Below are 19,144 nucleotides of genomic sequence, written 5' to 3' on the forward strand. Positions count from 1 at the left end.
GGCTGCTCCTGCTACCGATCCTAGCGAGCGCCGGGATCCACGGAACGGGATCCACAAAACGGATTCACAGCTTGGCGGCCGCATTCACAGCCCAATGACAGCTTCCGGAAAGCAGCCGCCGAAGTCCGGCGCCGATGCTGGACTGAGGGTGGCATCCTGCCCCCGGACGGAGAGCCGTTCCATGCGGCGGAATGAGGAGACAATCGATGGCAAGTACAAAGAGAATCACGCTCAGCGTCGCTGCAGGTGCCCTCGCGCTGGGCGCCGGACTCGGCGTCACCGGCGTGGCGACCGCAGCAACCACTCCCAGCCCCGGCGCCACGGATTCGGGTACGACGGCGGAAGGCACCGCGCCAGCTGACGGTTTCGGCCGCCACGGCGGACACCGGGGCGACCGCGGCCAACTCGCCGCGGACCTGGCCAGCAAGCTCGGGGTCGACGAAGCCAAGGTCACCGAGGCCCTCCAGGCGTTCCGTGAGGCCAACAAGCCTTCGGCACCGCCGGCGGAGGGCTCCATGGAAACCAGGCCGGACCGTGCGGCCATGGATGCGGCCCTGGCCAAGTCCCTGGCGGAGAAGCTTGGCATCGACGAGGCGAAGGTCACCGCGGCACTGGCGGAGATCCGCAGTGCGGACCAGGCAGAGCGGGCCGCGGCCCTGAAAACGAGGCTGGACAAGGCCGTGAGCGATGGGACACTCACCCAGGCCGAGGCGGACGCCGTCACGAAGGCCGTGGAGAAGGGAGTGATCGGGGGAGGCGGGCGCTGACCCGCGGCATGTCAGTCCGTGTCCGGCAGGCCCGAGCGCAGGTGGCCGGGCCTGCCGGCCTCGTCCGGGCCGTTCCGGATTGACCCCGGCCGTGCCACACTTGGATGACAATCGAGTGGCTGGGGGTATTGGTCAGGAGATTGTCGTGCGGAGGGAGGTGCCAGGGGCATGATGGCCGGATGGGCTTACCTCATGGGCGCGATAATGACGATTGACGCACTCCTGCTTGGCCTGCTGCTGATGAACGTGAAGTGGCCAAAGCAGTCGAACAAGAAGTGACGGCTTCTTCTCAATGACGCACCTGCTGCGGCGCCAAGCCTTCCGGCGCGCCCTGCGGCAGTTCCGCGCCCTACAGCACCTTGCGGACCGTTTCCTCGAAGCTCGTCACGTGGTGCAGCGCCAGTGCGGCGGCCTTCTCTTCTTCGCCGGCGGCGATGGCGTTGAGCAGGTCGACGTGCTCGGCAATGTGCCCGGTGACGGAGGGCATCTTCTCGAGCATGTAGCACCAGATCCGGGTGGCCAGGTTGTCGTAGCGGATCAGCACGTCTTCCAGATGCGGATTGGCCGCGGCCTTGTAGATGAGCCGGTGGACCTGGATGTCGTAGCGCATGAGTTCGTGCTGCCCGGCCCGGCCGTCTTCCAGCTTGTCGATGGTGTCTGCGATGTTCCGCAGTTCCTGCCGGACCTTGGGCCCGGCCATGCGGGCTGCCCGGCGCGCGGCCAACGGTTCAAGGAGTTCCCGGATTTCCGAGACGTCGGCCAGCTGCGTGATGTCCACGCCCGTGGCGAAGGTGCCGCGCCGCGGATAGGAAACCACCAGGTGGTCGCTCTCGAGGCGCTTGATGGCCTCGCGGACCGGCGTGCGCCCGATCCCGAGTTCCGCTGCGATCTGGCCGTCATTGATGGGGTCGCCGGGTTTGATGTCCAGCATGATGAGCCGGTCCCGCAGGAGCAGGTAGGCGTTTTCGGCCAGGGACGCGCCCTGTGGGCTCGGGTCCAGTGCTTCCAAAACAGTGCTCATTGCTCTCTCCGCTTGCAGTCACTCAATCCTGGCGCAGGTCACATGCTGCCGGACTGTTGACGTCCTTGTGATTTACAACATACCATGAATGCAATTCTGATATATCAGTTGCCTAACAGTTGGTGACTAGAAGATTCCTAAGGAGCAAGAGCATGGTTGAACCGCTGATCCGCCCGCTGGCCCTGGCAGACCCGGAAGTCGATCAGGCGATTGCGCAGGAGCTTATCCGGCAGCAGTCAACCCTGGAAATGATCGCCTCTGAAAACTTCGCCCCGTCGGCCGTGATGCAGGCGCAGGGCTCGGTCCTGACCAACAAGTACGCCGAGGGCTACCCGGGCAAGCGCTACTACGGTGGCTGCGAGCACGTGGACGTCATCGAGCAGCTGGCCATCGACCGGCTGAAGGCATTGTTCGGCGCCGAGTTCGCCAACGTCCAGCCGCACTCCGGTGCACAGGCCAACGCTTCGGCGATGCACGCACTGATCAAGCCGGGCGACACCATCATGGGCCTGAACCTGGCCCACGGCGGCCACCTGACCCACGGCATGCGCATCAACTTCTCCGGCAAGCTGTACAAGGTTGTCCCGTACAGCGTCCAAGAGGACACCATGCTGATCGACATGGCCGAGGTGGAGCGCCTCGCCGTCGAAAACAAGCCGCAGCTGATCGTTGCCGGCTGGTCCGCCTACTCCCGCCACCTGGACTTCGCCGAGTTCCGCCGCATCGCGGACTTGGTCGGCGCCTACTTGATGGTGGACATGGCGCACTTCGCCGGCCTGGTCGCAGCAGGGCTGCACCCCAGCCCGGTGCCGCACGCCCACATCGTAACGAGCACGACGCACAAGACCCTTGGCGGTCCTCGTGGCGGTGTCATCCTGACCAACGACGCCGAGATCGCCAAGAAGGTCAACTCCGCCGTCTTCCCCGGACAGCAGGGCGGCCCGCTCGAGCACGTCATCGCCGCCAAGGCCGTGGCGTTCAAGATGGCCGGCGAGCCGGAATTCAAGGAACGCCAGGAGCGCGTCCTCGAAGGCGCCAAGCTCCTCGCAGCCCGCCTCCTCCAGGACGACGTCGCGGCCGCCGGAATCTCCGTGGTCAATGGCGGAACCGACGTGCACCTGGTCCTGGTGGACCTGCGCAACTCCGAACTGGACGGCCAGCAGGCCGAAGACACCCTGCACCACATCGGCATCACCGTGAACCGCAACGCCGTCCCCTTCGACCCCCGCCCGCCGATGGTCTCCTCCGGCCTGCGGATCGGCACCCCGGCCCTGGCCACCCGCGGGTTCGGCGCCACCGAATTCGCCGAAGTCGCGGACATCATCGCGACGGCGCTCATCGCCGCTGCCGGCGACGGCACCCTCGGCGAGGACACCGCCGTCGAACTCCGCGCCCGCGTCACCGCACTCGCGGAACAGTTCCCCCTGTACCCGCACCTCGGTACGGCTGGTTCGGCCGCCGAACTCGAAGCAGAAATGATTGGAGCAGCCCAGTGAGCGCAGACCACCTCCCGGAGCACCCCGACTTCCTCTGGCGCAACCCGGAGCCCAAGTCCTCCTACGACGCCGTGATTGTGGGCGGCGGCGGGCACGGCCTGGCCACCGCTTACTTCCTGGCGAAGAACCACGGCATGACCAACATCGCCGTCCTGGAAAAGGGCTGGCTGGCCGGCGGCAACATGGCCCGCAACACCACCATCATCCGCTCCAACTACCTCTGGGATGAGAGCGCCGCCATCTACGAGCACGCCCTCAAGCTCTGGGAAGTGCTGCCGGAAGAACTCGAATACGACTTCCTGTTCAGCCAGCGCGGCGTGATGAACCTGGCCCACACCCTGGGCGACGTGCGCGAAAGCATGCGCCGCGTGGGCGCCAACAAGCTCAACGGCGTGGACGCAGAGTGGCTGGACCCGCAGCAGGTCAAGGAACTCTGCCCCATCCTGAACGTCAACGACAACATCCGCTACCCCGTCATGGGCGCCACCTACCAGCCCCGCGCAGGCATCGCCAAGCACGACCACGTGGCCTGGGCCTTCGCCCGCAAGTGCGACGAGATGGGCGTGGACATCATCCAGAACTGCGAAGTCACCGGCTTCCTCAAGGACGGCGACCGCGTGGTGGGTGTCAAGACCAACCGGGGCACCATCAACACCGAAAAGGTGGGCCTGTGCGCCGCCGGCCACAGCAGTGTGCTGGCCGAGATGGCAGGCTTCCGCCTCCCCATCCAGTCCCACCCGCTGCAGGCCCTGGTCTCCGAACTGCACGAGCCGGTCCACCCCACGGTGGTCATGTCCAACCACGTACACGTCTACGTCTCCCAGGCCCACAAGGGCGAACTGGTGATGGGCGCCGGCGTCGACTCCTACAACGGCTACGGCCAGCGCGGTTCCTTCCACGTGATCGAGGAACAGATGGCGGCCGCCGTCGAACTCTTCCCGATCTTCGCCCGGGCACACGTGCTGCGGACCTGGGGCGGAATCGTGGATACCACCATGGACGCCTCGCCGATCGTCGGCACCACCCCGGTGGAGAACATGTTCGTCAACTGCGGCTGGGGTACCGGCGGCTTCAAGGGAACCCCCGCGGCCGGCCTGACCTTCGCGCACACCATCGCCACCGGTGCTCCGCACAAGCTCAACGAGCCCTTCTCGCTGGAGCGCTTCGAGACCGGCGCCCTGATCGACGAACACGGCGCTGCCGCCGTCGCCCACTGACAGCCCCCGCGGACATTACAGAAAGAAGCCGGACATGCTCCTGATCTCCTGCCCCAACTGCGGGCCACGGGACGAAACCGAATTCCACTACGGCGGCCAGGCCCACGTGGCCTACCCCGAAGACCCGTACGCACTGAACGACCGCGAATGGGCCGAGTACCTGTTCTACCGGGACAACACCAAGGGCGCCTACGCCGAACGCTGGGTGCACAGCACCGGGTGCCGGCAATGGTTCAACATGCTCCGTGACACCGTGAGCTACGAAATCCAGGCGATCTACCCCATGGGAACTTCAGCCCCCGCAACCACCGCACAGGCCCCGGAAGGAGCAAGCAAGTGACGTCCCAGAACGCCCGCCTCGCCAACGGCGGCCGCATCGACCGCAGCATCTCCTGGCGCTTTACCGTGGACGGCCAGGAATACACCGGCCACCCGGGCGACACCCTCGCCTCCGCGCTCCTGGCCAACGGCCGCGTCACCGTGGGCAACTCCCTCTACGAGGACCGTCCCCGCGGCATCATGTCCGCCGGCGTGGAGGAATCCAACGCCCTGGTGAAGATCGCCCCGCGTTTCCCGGGCCACGTGGCCGAGTCCATGCTCCCGGCCACCACCGTGTCCCTCGTGGACGGCCTGAAGGTGGAACTCCTGAACGGCCTCGGCAAGCTTGACCCCAACGAGGACAAAGCCGAATACGACAAGAAGTACGTCCACACGGACGTACTGGTGATCGGCGGCGGCGTCGCCGGCCTCGCCGCGGCCCGCGAAGCGGTCCGCACGGGAGCCCGCGTCATCCTCATCGACGACCAGCCCGAGCTCGGCGGTGCCCTGCTTTCCGGCTCCACCGTTCCTGGCCTGGCCGAGGAAATCGAAGGCAAGCCGGCCCTCGAATGGGTTGCCGACGTCGAAGCCGAACTGGTGTCCGCCGCCGAATGCACCGTGCTGAACCGCACCACCGCGTTCGGCGCCTACGATGCCAACTACGTCATCGCCGCGCAGAACCGCACGGACCACCTGAACGCCCCCGCGGCTGACGGCGTTTCCCGCCAGCGCATCTGGCACATCCGCGCCGCCCAGGTGGTGCTGGCCCCGGGTGCCCACGAGCGCCCGCTGGTGTTCGAAAACAACGACCGCCCGGGCATCATGCTCGCCTCGGCCGTGCGCAGCTACCTGAACCGCTACGCCGTCGCCGCAGGCTCCCGCGTGGTCATCAGCACCACCAACGACTCCGCCTACGCCCTCGCCGCGGACCTCCAGGCTGCCGGCATCAAGGTTGCCGCCGTCGTGGACGCCCGTTCGCAGCTGAGCGCCGCGGCTGCCGCCGTCGTCGAGTCCGGTACCCGGGTGCTGATCGGCAGTGCCGTCGCTGATACCACGGGCCGCGCCGAAGACGGACGCCTGGACGGCGTCACCGTCCGCAGCATCAACGACGACGGCGAACTCACCTCCGGCGTCGAACAGTTCGCCTGCGATCTGCTCGCCGTGTCCGGCGGCTGGAGCCCGGTGGTCCACCTCCACAGCCAGCGCCAGGGCAAGCTGCGCTGGGACGAGGAGCTGGCCGGCTTCGTGCCGAGCTCCGTGGTCAAGGACCAGCAGGTTGTCGGCTCGGGCCGCGGCAGCTACGAACTGGCCGACTGCCTGGCCGAAGGCATCAGCGCCGGTGCGGCCGCCGCGATCGCCGCCGGCTTCGAAAGTGAAACCTCTCCGGTCGAGGCCAAGGCGCCCGTCGCCTCCGCCCCCACCCGCCAGCTCTGGCTGGTTCCGGGCCAGCAGGGCACGGCAGGGGAGTGGCACCACCACTTCGTGGACTTCCAGCGGGACCAGTCCGTGGCGGATGTCCTGCGTTCCACCGGTGCCGGCATGCGCTCGGTGGAACACGTCAAGCGCTACACCTCCATCAGCACCGCCAACGACCAGGGCAAGACCTCCGGCGTCAACGCGATCGGCGTCATCGCCGCCGCGCTGAAGTCCGAAGGCGCTGCCGCTGCCGGCATCGGCGAGATCGGCACCACCACCTACCGTGCGCCGTTCACCCCGGTGGCCTTCGCGGCACTGGCAGGACGCCAGCGCGGCGAGCTGTTCGACCCCGCCCGGGTCACCTCCATCCACCCGTGGCACGTGGAGAAGGGCGCACTGTTCGAGGACGTCGGGCAGTGGAAGCGCCCGTGGTACTACCCGCAGGCGGGCGAGGACATGGACGCAGCTGTGTTGCGCGAATGTGCCGCGGTGCGTGAGTCCGTGGGCTTCATGGATGCCACCACCCTGGGCAAGATCGAGATCCGTGGCAAGGATGCGGGCGAGTTCCTCAACCGCATCTACACCAACGCCTTCAAGAAGCTCGCCCCCGGGTCTGCCCGCTACGGTGTCATGTGCACCCCGGACGGCATGATCTTCGACGACGGCGTGACCCTGCGCCTGGACGAAGACCGCTTCTTCATGACCACCACCACCGGCGGTGCCGCCAAGGTGCTGGACTGGTTGGAGGAATGGCACCAGACCGAATGGCCGGAACTGGACGTAGCGAGCACCTCGGTCACCGAGCAGTGGAGCACGATTGCCGTCGTCGGGCCGAAGTCCCGTGCGGTCATCGCCAAGGTGGCCCCGGAACTGGCGGTGGACGGCGGTCTGGACGCGGAGAACTTCCCGTTCATGACCTTCCGCGAAACCACCTTGGCTTCCGGCGTCCGGGCCCGCGTCTGCCGGATTTCCTTCTCCGGTGAACTGGCCTACGAAATCAACGTGCCGTCCTGGTACGGCCTGAACACCTGGGAAGCCGTGGCAGCGGCCGGCGCCGAGTTCAACATCACCCCGTACGGCACCGAAACCATGCACGTGCTCCGCGCCGAAAAGGGCTACCCGATCGTCGGCCAGGACACCGACGGCACGGTCACCCCGCAGGACGCGGGCATGGAGTGGATCGTCTCCAAGGCCAAGGACTTCATCGGCAAGCGTTCCTACAGCCGGGTGGATGCCCAGCGCGAGGACCGCAAGCACCTGGTCAGCGTGCTCCCGGTGGACGGCTCGCTCAGGCTCCCCGAAGGCACCCAGCTCGTGGAGAAGGGCATCGCGGTCAACCCCGCCTACGGCCCCGTCCCGATGGAAGGCTTCGTGACCTCGAGCTACCACAGCGCCGCACTCGGCCGTTCCTTCGGCCTGGCCCTGATCCGCAACGGCCGCAACCGCATCGGCGAGACCCTGGTGGCCGCCGTCGGCGATCAGCTCGTGGACGTGACGGTCGGCGAAACAGTACTTTTCGATCCTGAAGGGAACCGCAAAGATGGTTGAGACAGCAGCAACAACCGCAAGCAACAGCGGAGTCCGGGCGGCCCGCCGCAGCCCGGCGGCACACCTCGCCGGAACCTTTGAGTCCGCATCGCTGGCCGGCGTCGCGGAAATCAAGGAAATCCCGTTCCAGACCATGGCCGGCATCCGCGTCCAGCGGGACAGCGAAGCCGGCGGGCGCATCGCCTCGGTGTCCGGCGGCCTGCCGGCCGCCTGCGGCGAGGTCGTCGAACACGGCGGCGTGTCCACCTTGTGGCTCGGCCCGGCCGAGTTCCTGGTGATCGCGCCGGAAAGCGCCCACCAGTCGCTGGGCGGCGACCTGCTCCAGGCACTGGGCGAAGCCCTCGGCGACGGGCAGGGCCAGGTGGTGGACCTTTCGGCCAACCGCACCGTCTTTGAGCTCTCCGGCACCCGGGCCCGCGACGTCCTGGAAAAGGGCTGCTCCTTGGACCTGCACCCGCGTTCCTTCAAGGCAGGCACCGCGGTGTCCACCGAAATCGGCCACATTCCGGCGGTCCTTTGGAAGAGCGGTGAAGACACCTTCCAGGTGCTGCCCCGCGCGTCCTTCGCCGACTTCCTGGGCCGCTGGCTGGTGGACGGCATGCGTGAGTTCGCATCGCCGGAGGTGCCGTGATGACTGCGGCCATTACCGAGCGCGGGACCGGCAACAGCGCCGAAACCACGGTTGAGCATGTCCTGACCCTGGACTGCGCGGAAACCCCGGGCATCGTCCACGCGGTCTCCGGCTTCCTGCTGGAGCAGGGCTGCGACATCGTGGACAACAAGCAGTTCGGCTCCCGCGATGACGCGCACTTCTTCATGCGGGTGCACTTCTCCTCCACGGGCGACGACTCGACGCTGGAGACCCTGCGGGAGGCCTTCGGGCCGATCGCGGAGAAGTTCGGCATGCGCTGGCAGCTGGAACGCCACGGCTCCAAGCGCCGGGTGCTGATCATGGTCTCCAAGTTCGGGCACTGCCTGAACGACCTGCTGTTCCGTGCCCGGGTGGGCGAACTGCCCATCGAGATCGTGGGCGTCGTGTCCAACCACACGGACCACCAGGGCCTGGTGGAGTGGCACGGCATCCCGTTCTTCCACGTTCCCGTGACGGCGGAGATCAAGCCGCAGGCCGAGGCCCGGTTGCTGGAGATCATCGACGAACTGGACGTGGAGCTGGTGGTCCTGGCCCGCTACATGCAGGTGCTCAGCGACGACCTCGCCCGCAAGCTGGACGGCCGTGCGATCAACATCCACCACTCCTTCCTGCCCAGCTTCAAGGGTGCCAAGCCGTACCACCAGGCCTACGCCCGCGGTGTGAAGACGGTGGGTGCCACCGCGCACTACGTCAACGGAGAACTGGACGAGGGTCCGATCATCTCCCAGCAGGTCCTCGAAGTGGACCACACCTACGGCCCGGAAGACCTCGTCGCCGTCGGCCGTGACTCCGAATGCAAGGCCCTCAGCAACGCGGTGCGCTGGCACTGCGAGGGCCGGGTGATCCTGCAGGGCAACCGCACGGTGGTCCTCAAGTAGGACGGATCCCCCCAATAAGCCTGTTCACGGGAAGCAGGAAATGCCCGACGGCGGTACGCACCGCCGTCGGGCATCTTGCGTTAAGGCGTGGGAACTAGAGATCCTTCCGGCAGTGCGCCGAGTGCAGCTTGTAGAGGCCGGTGAGGTCCCCGGCCGCCAGGCCGTCCGGTGCGCCGATTTCCGGGTACATGAGCTGCACCGGATCGTCCACGTGGTCCAGGCCCACCACATGGCCCAGTTCGTGCTGCATGACCGCCGAGACGTAGTCGGCTCCGCCGGGCAGGCCCAGGAGTTCGGTGATCTGCGGGGTGTCCAGGTCCAGGCGGCCCGAGACATAGCTGCGCGGCCCCGAGCCGAAGCTGTAGGCGGTGCTGCCGCCGGTGCCGATCACCTTGCCAGCCAGCGCGGGTGACGCCGCAGGCGTGGTCCAGGAGAGCAGCAGTGGTGCCCAGCGGTTCCCGTACAGCTTGGGCTGGTAGGCCTCGCGCTTGTCGGTGGGCTTCTCCTTGGTGGCGCCGTCGTTGATGAACTTCAATCCCGTGGCGGCTGAAATCTTCGCCACAGCGTCCTCCAGCAGGCCTTCCGAACCGGCCGGGGCGAGCTCGGCGTTGACCACGTAATGCACCGGCCGGCAGGGGGAGTAGCCCACCGGGGTCCCGTCCGGGTTCGCGGCCAGGAACTTGTAGGAGGTGCTTTCGACCGCGGGCTTCGCGGGCGTGAGCAAGGGGTGTCCCGCTTCTTCGAGGCCGGGCGGAGGAGCGTCATCCTGCTGCTTCGTGGTGCCCGGCGCTGCGCCGGTCCCTGCCGGGCCGGGATGGGGGTTCTTTTCCGGAGCTTCCCGGGTAATGCCCGGCAGGGCCGGGAACAGGGAGGTTATGCGCGGATCGCCGCGCAGGATGCCGCTGGCCATCAGGGCTACGACCGTCGCAACGGCCACCACGAGGAGATTGCGGAGCAGATACAGGCCGGTGCGCCGACGCCGTGGCGGCCGCCCGCCGTCGGGCTCGAAATCCGGGTACATCCTGCTCCCTGCGTTGTAGACAAAGCGGCCGCGATGCCGCTTAGCCTACGACAGCGCCGAAGAGCAGGCCCAGTCCGTAGGTTGCGCCGGCGGCGCCAAGGCCGATCGCCAGCTGCCGGAGGCCGCGCGTGAGGGGCGAGGTGCCCGAAAGCAGACCAACGACGGCGCCCGTTCCGAGGAGCGCGACGCCCACCAGAGTACCGGCCACCACGAGCGCGGCGAAACCGCCAAGTCCCAGGATGAACGGCAGGATCGGCACGACGGCCCCGGAGGCGAAGAAGCAGAAGCTGGACAGTGCCGCCCCCCAGGCCGAACCGACGGCCTCGTGCTCGTCCGGGGTCTCCTCTTCCTCCGGGTGCAGCGACAAGGAAGGATCGCAGTCGCAGGAGTAGACGCCCATGCGTTCGGCGGCGCGGTGCTCGGCCGCTTCGTGGCTCATGCCCCGCGCGAGGTACACCAGCACCAGCTCGTTGTGCTCGATGTCCAGGGACGGCGCCGCGGAGAGCGTGACCTGGGTGGGCCGGGTGGCCTTGAGCAGTTCCAGCTGGGAACGCACCGAGACGTATTCGCCGGCGCCCATGGACAGCGCGCCGGCCAGCAGCCCGGCGATACCGCTGAAGAGCACCACGGTGGCGGGGACACCGGTGGCCGCCATGCCCATGACGAGGGACAGGTTGCTGACCAGGCCGTCATTGGCGCCGAAGACGGCGGCACGGAAGGAACCGGAGAGCCGGTTGCGGCCGCGGGTGGCCAGGCCCCGGACCACTTCTTCGTGGATCTGTTCGTCGGCCGCCATGGCGCGCGTCGCGGCGGGGTCGGTGGCATAAGGGGAGCGGCTCTCCGCACGCTGGGCAAGGGCCAGGACGAATACCGAACCGAAATGCCGTGCCAGGAAGCCGAGGAGCTGGCTGCGGATGGAGGCTGCCTTAGGCATTCCCGCATGTTCGCCCAGCAAGCGGAGCCAGTGGGCTTCGTGGCGGCCTTCGGCGTCGGCGAGGGACAAGAGGATTTCGCGTTCCTCGCCGTCGCGGCGCTGCGCCAGCTCGCGGTACACCGCGGCTTCGGCGCGTTCATCGGCCAGGTACTGCCGCCACCGCTTGATGTCTGCGGGGGAGGGGGCTTCCCTGTGCGTCTGCACTGGATCTTTTCGCGCTTGCACTTGTGGCTCCTGGGTTGCTGGGGCGGTTTTCATCGCCCCATTGCAGCTCCACATTAGCCCCAATTTCCGCGGTTTTTTGGCCGGTAATCCTCATTGGGGAGTTTCGGCATGCCTTAAGAAGGCGCCTTCCTGCGGCCCTTGACCCCCGGCAGGGGCAGTGCTCAGATGGAGGAACAAGGGGCCACGGATCGGCGCGGCCGTGCAGTCGGCCGGACCGACCCGCAGCCCTCCGCACGTGAACGGGAGGTTGCACTGTGGACAGCACCGAAACGGACAACACCGAAACGCACGCCCGGCATCCTGAACGTCCCACCGTGGAGTCGGATCCCGCCTACGACTACGGCGAGGACATCGCGGTGGATGAGGACTGGGACGAAGAAGACGACGCCATTGACGAAGAGGAACGGGTGGTCCCGCTCGACGTCGACGAACACCGCGAAGACGAGGCCGAAGAGTAGCCCGGCGCTCAATCCAGGATGAATGACAGTTCCTTGCCCCTGCGGTAACCACGCGCAGCGACGGCGAGGAGCAGTTTCCGCTCGGCGGGAAACCAGAGCGCGGGGCGCACCGCGCGGGACAGCGCCCGGGTGAGGAGCATCGGGTCCGCGCAGCGCCGGAGTTCCTGCCTGCCGGCCACGAACAGCAGCACCGATCCGCTGGAAGCGTCAATGCAGGGAATTACCGGCCATGCCGCGGAGGTTGCGTCAGCGCGGGCGAAATCAGCGTGGGCGGCATCAAAAGGCATTGGCCTTCTCCTGGGAAGTTGCTCTTGCCTGGCCGGTTGTCTCTGGTCCGGTGCAGGCCGCTTCCTCATCCGAACCACCCGTGAACATGGGGTTGGTGCGTGGCAAGTCGGAGCTTGGCGCCACATCTCTTGAAGCTGGAATCACTGTAGCGCAGCACCCCGCCCTGCCGGGAGCTCCGCAGCGGGGAGCGCCGCAGCCGGGAACGCTTCACAGCCGGGAACGACGACGGCGGTGCCACCTGGGAAAGGTGGCACCGCCGTCGGGGGACTAGTGGCCGGTGTGGCTGGCTACGGGGTGCGCCTCCAAGGGCAGTTCTTCGGAGACAGCCCCGGCAACCCGGCGTTCCCAGGCCTCATGGACTTCCGGATCCGTGGGCGGCGTAAGCAGGGACACCACTACGTAGCAGACAAGCGATGCGCCCAGGCCCCAGTAAATGGGCTCGTTGGCGTAAACGCCGTCTTCGCTCGGGATGACACCGAGCGAGTACATGATCAGCAGCGCCAGGGTCAGCACCGAACCGACCGCCATGGACCATGCGGCGCCCACGCCGGTGCCGCGCTTCCAGAGCAGCCCGCCAAGGATCGCGACAAGGAGGCCGCCCACCAGGATGTCGTAGGCGATGGTCAGGGCGACCACCACGTCCTGCGCCGCCATGGAGATCAGCACGGCCAGGATGCCCAGGCCGAGGACCCAGTAACGGTTGGCTTTGACGTCGTGTTCGGGGTTCTCGGTGTCGTCTGTGTGGATGGTCTTGCCGAACCAGCTCGCCACAAACGGAACAACGTCGGCGCGGGCCACGGTTGCGGCGGCGATCAGCGCGCCGGAGGCGGTGGACATCATCGCTGCCACCGCAGCGGCCATGACCAGGCCGCCGATGCCGATCGGGAGCAGGTGGGTGGCAACTTCGGCGTAGACGACGTCCTTGCCGAGCGCCTTGACGTCGATGTTCGGCAGGGCCACGCGGGCAGCGAGGCCGATGATGGCGCCGGCCAGGCCGTAGAGGATGCAGTAGACACCGGCGGTGGCGCCGCCCCAGCGGGCAACCTTGGGGGTCTTGGCCGTAAAGACGCGCTGCCAGATGTCCTGGCCGATCAGCAGGCCGAGGGTGTAGACGACGAAGTAGGTGATGATCGTTTGCGTGCCGATGCCGTCGATCTGGAAGAAGCTGGCGTTGACCCGCTCGCGGATGCCGTCAAAGCCGCCTGCCGCGTTCAGGGCGAAGGGCAGCATGAGGAAGAAGATGCCGACGGTCTTGATGACGAACTGGACCTGGTCGGCCAGGGTGATGGACCACATGCCGCCGATCGTGGAGTAGACCAGCACGATCGCGCCGCCGACGGCGATGGCGAGCCAGCGTTCCCAGCCGAAGAGGACCACGAAGATGGTGGCGTAGGCGCCGGTGGAGGTGGCGCAGAGCATCAGGGTGTAGGCGAGCATGACGATGCCCGAGGTCTGCGTGGCCTGCTGGCCGTACCGCAGGCTGAGCATCTGGGAGACGGTGTAGATCTTCAGGCGCTGGATCGTCCCGGCGAAGAGCAAGCTGAGCAGGAGCACGCCGGTGCCGATCGCGACGACGAGCCACATGCCGGAGATGCCGAACTTGTAGCCGAGGCCCACGCCGCCCACCGTGGAGGCGCCGCCAAGGACCACCGCCGCCATGGTGCCTGTGTAGAGGAACGGGCCCAGGCGGCGGCCGGCCACCAGGAAGTCACTGTTGTTCTTGGTGCGGGACTTGCCCCACCAGCCAAAGGCCAGCATGGCCAGCAGATACACCACCACAATGGCGATGTTGAGGAACGATGAGTCCATTGTCGGCTCCTGGGGATATTCGCAGCGGCCGGGTTCCGTTTCAATGACAGCGCCAGTGTCAATCGGAACATTCCGCGATGCAGTGTGTTGGGGAGAAAGTTTGCCATTTGCCTAGCAGGCAACACTTGTTGCATGAAAGGATATGTAGTGATCGGCGTAACAGTCAAGGGCGGGTGCGCAGGGCAAGCGGGCAACCGGACCCCGCCGGATACTATGGCCCAAATGACTGGGCCGCTTCTTCGGCCTGAAAGGTTCGTGAATGAAGGCTCTCCCCGTTGAACCCAGCAACGTTCCGCTTGCCATCGGTTCCAGAATCCGTGCTGCCCGCCAATCCCAGCGGCTCACCATCGAGCAGGTGGCCGAAGCGACGGGTCTGACCAAGGGATTCCTCAGCCGGGTGGAACGGGACCTGACCTCGCCGTCAGTGGCGTCCCTGGTGACGCTGTGCCAGGTGTTGTCCGTGTCCATCGGCGAGCTTTTCGCGGCACCGGAGACGCACCTGACGCGCCGTGACGACGGGCCGAAGATCTCGCTGGGCGGCGAAGGAATCGTGGAGCGCCTTCTTACCGCCCGGTCGGAGCGCCGCCTGCAGATCATCCAGGCCGTGATCGAGCCGCGGGGCCGCGGCGAGTCCGAGCTCTACGCTGTGGATTGCGACGTGGATGTCCTGCACGTCACCAAGGGACGCATCCAGCTGATCCTGAGCAACGAAAAGTATGACCTCGAGGAAGGCGACACCCTGTCCTTCCCGGGCCGCGAACCGCACACCTGGGTCAACCCCACCGATGAAACCGTCGAGGTGCTCTGGATCCTGGTGCCGGCCGCCAGCCGCTAGGGGAGGGACGTGTGAGGCCCGCTTTACGTCCTTTGACCTGGCCAAAGGACGTAAAGCGGGCCTCACAATGTAGGAACCGCAGCTTAGCCGACGTGCACCCAGGGCCGGCGCGTGACGTCGGTCTCGGCCTCGCGCAGGACTTCGCGGGTCACCGGGGCGATTTCCCCTTCGCCGAAGAACAAGAACTTGCTGAGGTTGGCAATCGGGTTGCCCTCGGTCCAGCGGAAGTAGATGTGCGGCATCAGCCCGGTGACGTCGCGGATGTGCAGCAGGACTGCGGCCAGGGTGTTCGGCACGTTGTTGCTGTGGACCTCCAGGACCTTGAAGCCGTGGCGGTGCTTGCCCTCCACGAGCAGTTCCTGTTCGAAATCGGAGCTGTCGTCCACGATGATCTCGATGAACAGGGCATCGCTGTCTTCAGGCAAGTGGTTGGCTTGCTGGGCGTGTTCCAGCTTCTCCCGGTATCGCTCGGCGCCGACTCGTTTCGGTTCGTGGGCGATGAGCCGGATGGGTCCTTCGTCATTGGCCGCGGTGAACTCCAAGGCCTTCTCGTCCATCTTGATGTGGGTGGCGCGCAGTTCGAAGGAGCGCCGGACCCGGGACGCGAAGCTCACCAGCAGGATGCCCAGGATGAACAGTGCGGCGATCCTGATGCCGTCAGGGCGCTCCACCACGTTGGCCACCGTGGTGTAGCTGAATACCACAGCCACGGCGCCGAAGGCCAGGGTTTTCACACGCTGCTTCCGGCGCTTGGCCGAAAGGGTCACCGCGATGGACGCGGAGGTCATCAGCACCAGCACGCCGGTGGCGTAGGCCCCGCCTTGTGCCTCCACGTTCGCTTCGAAGATCACCGTGATCAGGAATGCGACGGCGGTGAACACCAGGACCAGCGGGCGGACGGCCTTGGTCCATGAGGGAGCCATGCCGAAGCGCGGGAGGTAGCGCGGCACGAGGTTCAGCAAGCCGGCCATGGCAGACGCGCCGGCGAACCAGAGGATCGCGATCGTGCTGATGTCGTAGACGGTGCCGAACGCGTCGCCGAGGTATTGGTGCGCCAGGAAGGCCAGCGCACGGCCGTTGGCTTTGCCGCCCGGCTCGAATTCGGCCGCCGGGATCAGGAAAGTGGTGATGAAGCTGGAAGCCACCAGGAAGGCGCTCATGATGAGGGCCGCCGTCGTGAGCAGCTTGTGCGTGCCGCGGATGCGGCCTGCGGGCCGCTGTTCGGTGTCGTCCGGCGCCCCCTTGATCTGGGGCATGACGGCGACGCCGGTCTCGAAACCGGAGAGCCCGAGGGCAAGCTTGGGGAACACGAGCAGCGCGATGCCGATCATCACGAGGGGATTGCCGTGCTGCTGGTTGAGGGCGGCCCACCAGTCGGTGACGACGTGGGCCTCGGCGGCCACGTGGAACAGGCCTACCAGCACCACCACGGCGTTGAGCAGCAGGTAGACGCCCACGAGCAACACCGCCACGTTGATGGCTTCCTTGAACCCGCGCAGGAAGACGATTCCGAGGGCGGCGATCAGGGCAAGGGTGATGGCGATTTCCTGGCCGTGCAGCCATTCGGGCGCGAAGGGATTCTCCACTGCGTGCGCGCTCGCGTCGGCGGCGGACAGCGTCATGGTGATCATGAAGTCCGTTGCAGCGAAGCCGAGCAGCGCCAGGACGAACAGCTTGCCGCCCCAGCGGGGGAGGAGCTTTTCGAGCATCGCGATGGAACCTTCGCCGCGCGGGCTTTCGGAGGCGACGCGGCGGTACACCGGCAGGGCGCCGAGGAGGGTGACCGCTACCAGGACGATCGTGGCCAGGGGCGAGACGATCCCCGCCGCGAGTGCCGCGATTGCCGGCTGGTAGCCGAGGGTCGAGAAATAGTCGACGCCGGTGAGGCACATGACCTTCCACCAGGACTGCGGCTTGTGCTCGCTTTCCGGCCTGCCGTGCTGCCGCGGCCGGCCACCGGCCTCAGGCATGCCCTCGAGCAGCCAGTGCTTGAAGCTTCCGCTGGATTTTCGCCGGTTGGAGGGGTCTGCCGGCGGCCTCGTCAGGGTGGTCACGATGTCCTTTCGCGCAGCCGGGAAGCTGCTCCAGAAAGGAGCGTAAGGCGGCGCCCGGCCCCGGAAACCCGGTCTTTACGGAATCCTTACGCCGGGTGTGAGCGGCGTCTCTTTCGGCGCACTCCGGGGACTTCGAAAGTGTTTTTCAATTCGATGTAAGTTTCGGCCGCTTGCGGGAAACCATATGAATGTCAGGGCACTTCAAACGGCCAAGAGGCGCCCTGCATCACAACCAGGAAGCCTGTTCAAAGATTGGGGAACACCATGAACTCTGCAGCGTTTGGGAAAACCATTGCGACGGCGGCACTCGCCATCGCGCTGGGCGCCACTGCCGCCTGTGCGCAGTCTCCGGCGGCCAGCCCTTCCGGCCGCACCTCCGGACCGGCGCTCAGCCTTGCATCCACCACGTCGCACAATGCCAAGACTGCGCCGGAAACGAAGCCGGTGAAGGCCTTCACCTTCCCGGATGGACACCTTTCCTTCCAGTACCCGGCAGGCTGGTCGGTCGCCACCGCGGAATGCCCCACCGTTCCGGGCGGGCCGGCCGAATGCGTGGAAGCGACGATCCGCAGCAAGGGCAAGGCGGTGGCCTTCATGGTCAGTGGCTTCTACGGCGACGGCGCGTCCGGCCCGGTGGACCGTACCGTGTTCGACTCCGCCGCCGTGCCCGGCTTGGCGGGCTTCGCGGGGGAGCCGACGTTCGGCTTCTTCAAGGACAGCTACGGCGATGTCAACGACCAGTACTTCATGGACGTCCGGAGGGCCGATGAGCTCGTCTCCGGCAGCACCGGCAGCGGCAGCGGTCAGGTGGTCCTGCCCAACGGCGTTGGCATCTTCCGGGTCTACATCGATTCCCCCGGCTTCGCGTCCGACGCAGAGGCAAGGGCCTGGATGGGGACGGCGGAGTATGCGCAGCTGAAGGCCCTGCTGATGAGCGTCAGCTACAAGTAGCGGCTGCGCCGCAATGAGGTGAGTATGACGTGAGTACGGCGCGACGGCGGCCGGTCACTCCAGGTGCCCGGCCGCCGTCGCGCCGTTGTCAGGGACGCGGAATTTTGTAAACATGTGATGCATATAAGGAAACTTTGTGTGTATGATGACTGTCACACCCTGACTCGATCTCGAAGGAGAGAGGCCGCTGTGGAAGAGCTCCGCATCGAAGCCAACGGAAACCTTGGCCCCATTGATTCATCCCGCATCCCGCGCTACGCCGGTGCCGCCACCTACGCGCGCCTCCCGCGCCTGGACCAGGTTGCCAAGGCCGACGTCACGGTGGTGGGCGTGCCGTTCGACTCCGGCGTTTCCTACCGCCCGGGGGCCCGCTTCGGCGCGAACCACATCCGCGAAGCCAGCCGCCTCCTGCGCCCATACAACCCGGCCTGGGACGTCAGCCCCTTCGAGAACGTCCAGGTGGCCGACGCCGGCGACATGGCCGTGAACCCCTTCAACATCAACGAAGCCATCGAGACCATCCAGCAGAACGCCCTGGACCTGACGGCCAACGGCAGCAAGCTCGTGACCCTCGGCGGCGACCACACCATCGCCCTGCCCCTGCTGCGCGCCGCTGCTGAACGTGCCGGCGAGCCGGTCGCCATGCTGCACTTCGACGCCCACCTGGACACCTGGGACACCTACTTCGGTGCCGAATACACCCACGGCACCCCGTTCCGGCGCGCGGTCGAGGAAGGCATCCTGGACACCGAGGCCATCAGCCACGTCGGTACCCGCGGCCCGCTCTACGGCAAGAAGGACCTCGACGACGACCACCGCTTCGGCTTCGGCATCGTCACCTCGGCCGACGTCTACTACCAGGGCGTACTGGAAACCGTGGAGAAGATCCGCGACCGCATCGGCAGCCGACCGCTGTACATCTCCGTGGACATCGACGTCCTGGACCCCGCGCACGCACCCGGCACCGGCACCCCGGAAGCCGGCGGCATCACCAGCCGCGAGCTGCTTGAGATCATCCGCGGCTTCCGTGGCATGAATCTCGTGGGCGCCGACGTCGTGGAAGTCTCCCCGGCCTACGACCACGCCGAGATCACCGGCGTTGCCGCCAGCCACGTGGCCTACGAGCTCGTCACCCTCCTGGCCGACAACGCCGTCGAGGGCGACCGCCACGGAGCCGAGACCGGCTACGCGCAGCAGGCTCTCGGCCAGACGGTCCGCCGTCCGGCCGGCTTCGCGGCTGCCGGCAAGGAGTAGCC

17 protein-coding genes and 1 riboswitch are annotated in these 19,144 nt (G+C 66.8%); of the genes, 11 read left to right on the forward strand and 6 right to left on the reverse strand.

Translation table 11 applies throughout. The features are described 5' to 3' along the window. Positions 1-206 precede the first annotated feature (206 nt). On the forward strand, positions 207-767 hold the full coding sequence (locus tag ACZ9CK_RS03505) for a hypothetical protein (RefSeq protein WP_426302375.1): 561 nt from the start codon (positions 207-209) through the stop codon (positions 765-767). 349 nt (positions 768-1,116) lie between these two features. On the opposite strand, the gene ACZ9CK_RS03510 is transcribed toward ACZ9CK_RS03505, so the two are convergent. Further along, positions 1,117-1,788, reverse strand: a complete 672-nt coding sequence (locus tag ACZ9CK_RS03510; RefSeq protein ID WP_476049255.1) for a GntR family transcriptional regulator — start codon at positions 1,786-1,788, stop codon at positions 1,117-1,119. A gap of 152 nt (positions 1,789-1,940) precedes the next feature. Here ACZ9CK_RS03510 and glyA point away from each other — a divergent pair, with 152 nt between their 5' ends. Genes glyA through purU form a run of 6 tightly spaced genes read left to right on the forward strand, consistent with a single transcriptional unit; the run spans position 1,941 to position 9,313 of the window. Continuing rightward, the gene (glyA, locus tag ACZ9CK_RS03515; RefSeq protein WP_426302377.1) at positions 1,941-3,284 is read left to right on the forward strand and encodes a serine hydroxymethyltransferase; all 1,344 of its coding nucleotides are present in this window, start codon (positions 1,941-1,943) and stop codon (positions 3,282-3,284) included. Continuing rightward, positions 3,281-4,501, forward strand: coding sequence for a sarcosine oxidase subunit beta family protein (locus ACZ9CK_RS03520; RefSeq protein ID WP_426302378.1), 1,221 nt, complete (start codon positions 3,281-3,283; stop codon positions 4,499-4,501). The genes glyA and ACZ9CK_RS03520 overlap by 4 nt, the downstream gene beginning before the upstream one ends. Positions 4,502-4,535: 34 nt before the next feature. Next, on the forward strand, positions 4,536-4,841 hold the full coding sequence (locus ACZ9CK_RS03525; RefSeq protein WP_426302379.1) for a sarcosine oxidase subunit delta: 306 nt from the start codon (positions 4,536-4,538) through the stop codon (positions 4,839-4,841). Continuing rightward, positions 4,838-7,783, forward strand: coding sequence for a 2Fe-2S iron-sulfur cluster-binding protein (locus ACZ9CK_RS03530; protein ID WP_426302380.1), 2,946 nt, complete (start codon positions 4,838-4,840; stop codon positions 7,781-7,783). Before ACZ9CK_RS03525 ends, ACZ9CK_RS03530 begins: the two co-directional genes overlap by 4 nt. Next, positions 7,776-8,414 (forward strand): sarcosine oxidase subunit gamma, encoded by a 639-nt coding sequence (locus ACZ9CK_RS03535; protein ID WP_426302381.1) that lies wholly within the window; start codon positions 7,776-7,778, stop codon positions 8,412-8,414. The genes ACZ9CK_RS03530 and ACZ9CK_RS03535 overlap by 8 nt, the downstream gene beginning before the upstream one ends. Beyond that, entirely contained in the window at positions 8,414-9,313 is a 900-nt protein-coding gene (gene purU, locus ACZ9CK_RS03540; protein WP_426302382.1) for a formyltetrahydrofolate deformylase, read from the forward strand. Before ACZ9CK_RS03535 ends, purU begins: the two co-directional genes overlap by 1 nt. A gap of 94 nt (positions 9,314-9,407) precedes the next feature. On the opposite strand, the gene ACZ9CK_RS03545 is transcribed toward purU, so the two are convergent. Together ACZ9CK_RS03545 and ACZ9CK_RS03550 are read right to left on the reverse strand one after the other, a co-directional pair. Continuing rightward, a complete protein-coding gene (locus ACZ9CK_RS03545) occupies positions 9,408-10,334 on the reverse strand; it encodes a matrixin family metalloprotease (protein WP_476049256.1) in 927 nt (308 codons plus the stop codon). Positions 10,335-10,374: 40 nt separating this feature from the next. Further along, the gene (locus ACZ9CK_RS03550) at positions 10,375-11,526 is read right to left on the reverse strand and encodes a VIT1/CCC1 transporter family protein (RefSeq protein WP_476049257.1); all 1,152 of its coding nucleotides are present in this window, start codon (positions 11,524-11,526) and stop codon (positions 10,375-10,377) included. A gap of 221 nt (positions 11,527-11,747) precedes the next feature. On the opposite strand from ACZ9CK_RS03550, the gene ACZ9CK_RS03555 reads away from it, so the two are divergent. Then, positions 11,748-11,951 (forward strand): hypothetical protein, encoded by a 204-nt coding sequence (locus ACZ9CK_RS03555; RefSeq protein WP_426302385.1) that lies wholly within the window; start codon positions 11,748-11,750, stop codon positions 11,949-11,951. A gap of 8 nt (positions 11,952-11,959) precedes the next feature. On the opposite strand, the gene ACZ9CK_RS03560 is transcribed toward ACZ9CK_RS03555, so the two are convergent. Together ACZ9CK_RS03560 and ACZ9CK_RS03565 are read right to left on the reverse strand one after the other, a co-directional pair. Further along, the gene (locus ACZ9CK_RS03560; RefSeq protein ID WP_476049258.1) at positions 11,960-12,238 is read right to left on the reverse strand and encodes a hypothetical protein; all 279 of its coding nucleotides are present in this window, start codon (positions 12,236-12,238) and stop codon (positions 11,960-11,962) included. Between the two features lie 15 nt (positions 12,239-12,253). After that, positions 12,254-12,373, reverse strand: a riboswitch (SAM riboswitch). Positions 12,374-12,506: 133 nt separating this feature from the next. Further along, complete coding sequence (locus tag ACZ9CK_RS03565; protein WP_426302387.1) at positions 12,507-14,048, reverse strand: sodium:solute symporter family protein; 1,542 nt, start codon at positions 14,046-14,048, stop codon at positions 12,507-12,509. Positions 14,049-14,307: 259 nt separating this feature from the next. Here ACZ9CK_RS03565 and ACZ9CK_RS03570 point away from each other — a divergent pair, with 259 nt between their 5' ends. Continuing rightward, positions 14,308-14,883: a helix-turn-helix domain-containing protein gene (locus tag ACZ9CK_RS03570; protein WP_426302388.1), complete on the forward strand. Its 576-nt coding sequence runs from the start codon at positions 14,308-14,310 to the stop codon at positions 14,881-14,883. A gap of 83 nt (positions 14,884-14,966) precedes the next feature. On the opposite strand, the gene ACZ9CK_RS03575 is transcribed toward ACZ9CK_RS03570, so the two are convergent. Beyond that, a complete protein-coding gene (locus ACZ9CK_RS03575) occupies positions 14,967-16,937 on the reverse strand; it encodes an APC family permease (protein ID WP_476049259.1) in 1,971 nt (656 codons plus the stop codon). A 264-nt stretch (positions 16,938-17,201) separates the two neighbouring features. Here ACZ9CK_RS03575 and ACZ9CK_RS03580 point away from each other — a divergent pair, with 264 nt between their 5' ends. Together ACZ9CK_RS03580 and speB are read left to right on the forward strand one after the other, a co-directional pair. Further along, positions 17,202-17,888: a hypothetical protein gene (locus ACZ9CK_RS03580; protein WP_426302390.1), complete on the forward strand. Its 687-nt coding sequence runs from the start codon at positions 17,202-17,204 to the stop codon at positions 17,886-17,888. 189 nt (positions 17,889-18,077) lie between these two features. After that, complete coding sequence (gene speB / locus ACZ9CK_RS03585) at positions 18,078-19,142, forward strand: agmatinase (RefSeq protein ID WP_476049260.1); 1,065 nt, start codon at positions 18,078-18,080, stop codon at positions 19,140-19,142. The last annotated feature ends 2 nt before the right edge of the window (positions 19,143-19,144 follow it).

This window comes from Arthrobacter sp. TE26545, from assembly GCF_056279005.1.

Excerpts from the sequence above, each read along its gene's own strand:
- ACZ9CK_RS03535 (WP_426302381.1), top strand. The coding sequence starts at position 7,776 with ATGGTTGAGACAGCAGCAACAACCGCAAGCAACAGCGGAGTCCGGGCG.
- ACZ9CK_RS03545 (WP_476049256.1), bottom strand. The coding sequence starts at position 10,334 with ATGTACCCGGATTTCGAGCCCGACGGCGGGCGGCCGCCACGGCGTCGG.
- purU (WP_426302382.1), top strand. The coding sequence starts at position 8,414 with ATGACTGCGGCCATTACCGAGCGCGGGACCGGCAACAGCGCCGAAACC.
- glyA (WP_426302377.1), top strand. The coding sequence starts at position 1,941 with ATGGTTGAACCGCTGATCCGCCCGCTGGCCCTGGCAGACCCGGAAGTC.
- ACZ9CK_RS03550 (WP_476049257.1), bottom strand. The coding sequence starts at position 11,526 with ATGAAAACCGCCCCAGCAACCCAGGAGCCACAAGTGCAAGCGCGAAAA.
- ACZ9CK_RS03580 (WP_426302390.1), top strand. The coding sequence starts at position 17,202 with ATGAACTCTGCAGCGTTTGGGAAAACCATTGCGACGGCGGCACTCGCC.
- ACZ9CK_RS03560 (WP_476049258.1), bottom strand. The coding sequence starts at position 12,238 with ATGCCTTTTGATGCCGCCCACGCTGATTTCGCCCGCGCTGACGCAACC.
- ACZ9CK_RS03570 (WP_426302388.1), top strand. The coding sequence starts at position 14,308 with ATGAAGGCTCTCCCCGTTGAACCCAGCAACGTTCCGCTTGCCATCGGT.
- ACZ9CK_RS03565 (WP_426302387.1), bottom strand. The coding sequence starts at position 14,048 with ATGGACTCATCGTTCCTCAACATCGCCATTGTGGTGGTGTATCTGCTG.
- ACZ9CK_RS03510 (WP_476049255.1), bottom strand. The coding sequence starts at position 1,788 with ATGAGCACTGTTTTGGAAGCACTGGACCCGAGCCCACAGGGCGCGTCC.
- ACZ9CK_RS03505 (WP_426302375.1), top strand. The coding sequence starts at position 207 with ATGGCAAGTACAAAGAGAATCACGCTCAGCGTCGCTGCAGGTGCCCTC.
- ACZ9CK_RS03525 (WP_426302379.1), top strand. The coding sequence starts at position 4,536 with ATGCTCCTGATCTCCTGCCCCAACTGCGGGCCACGGGACGAAACCGAA.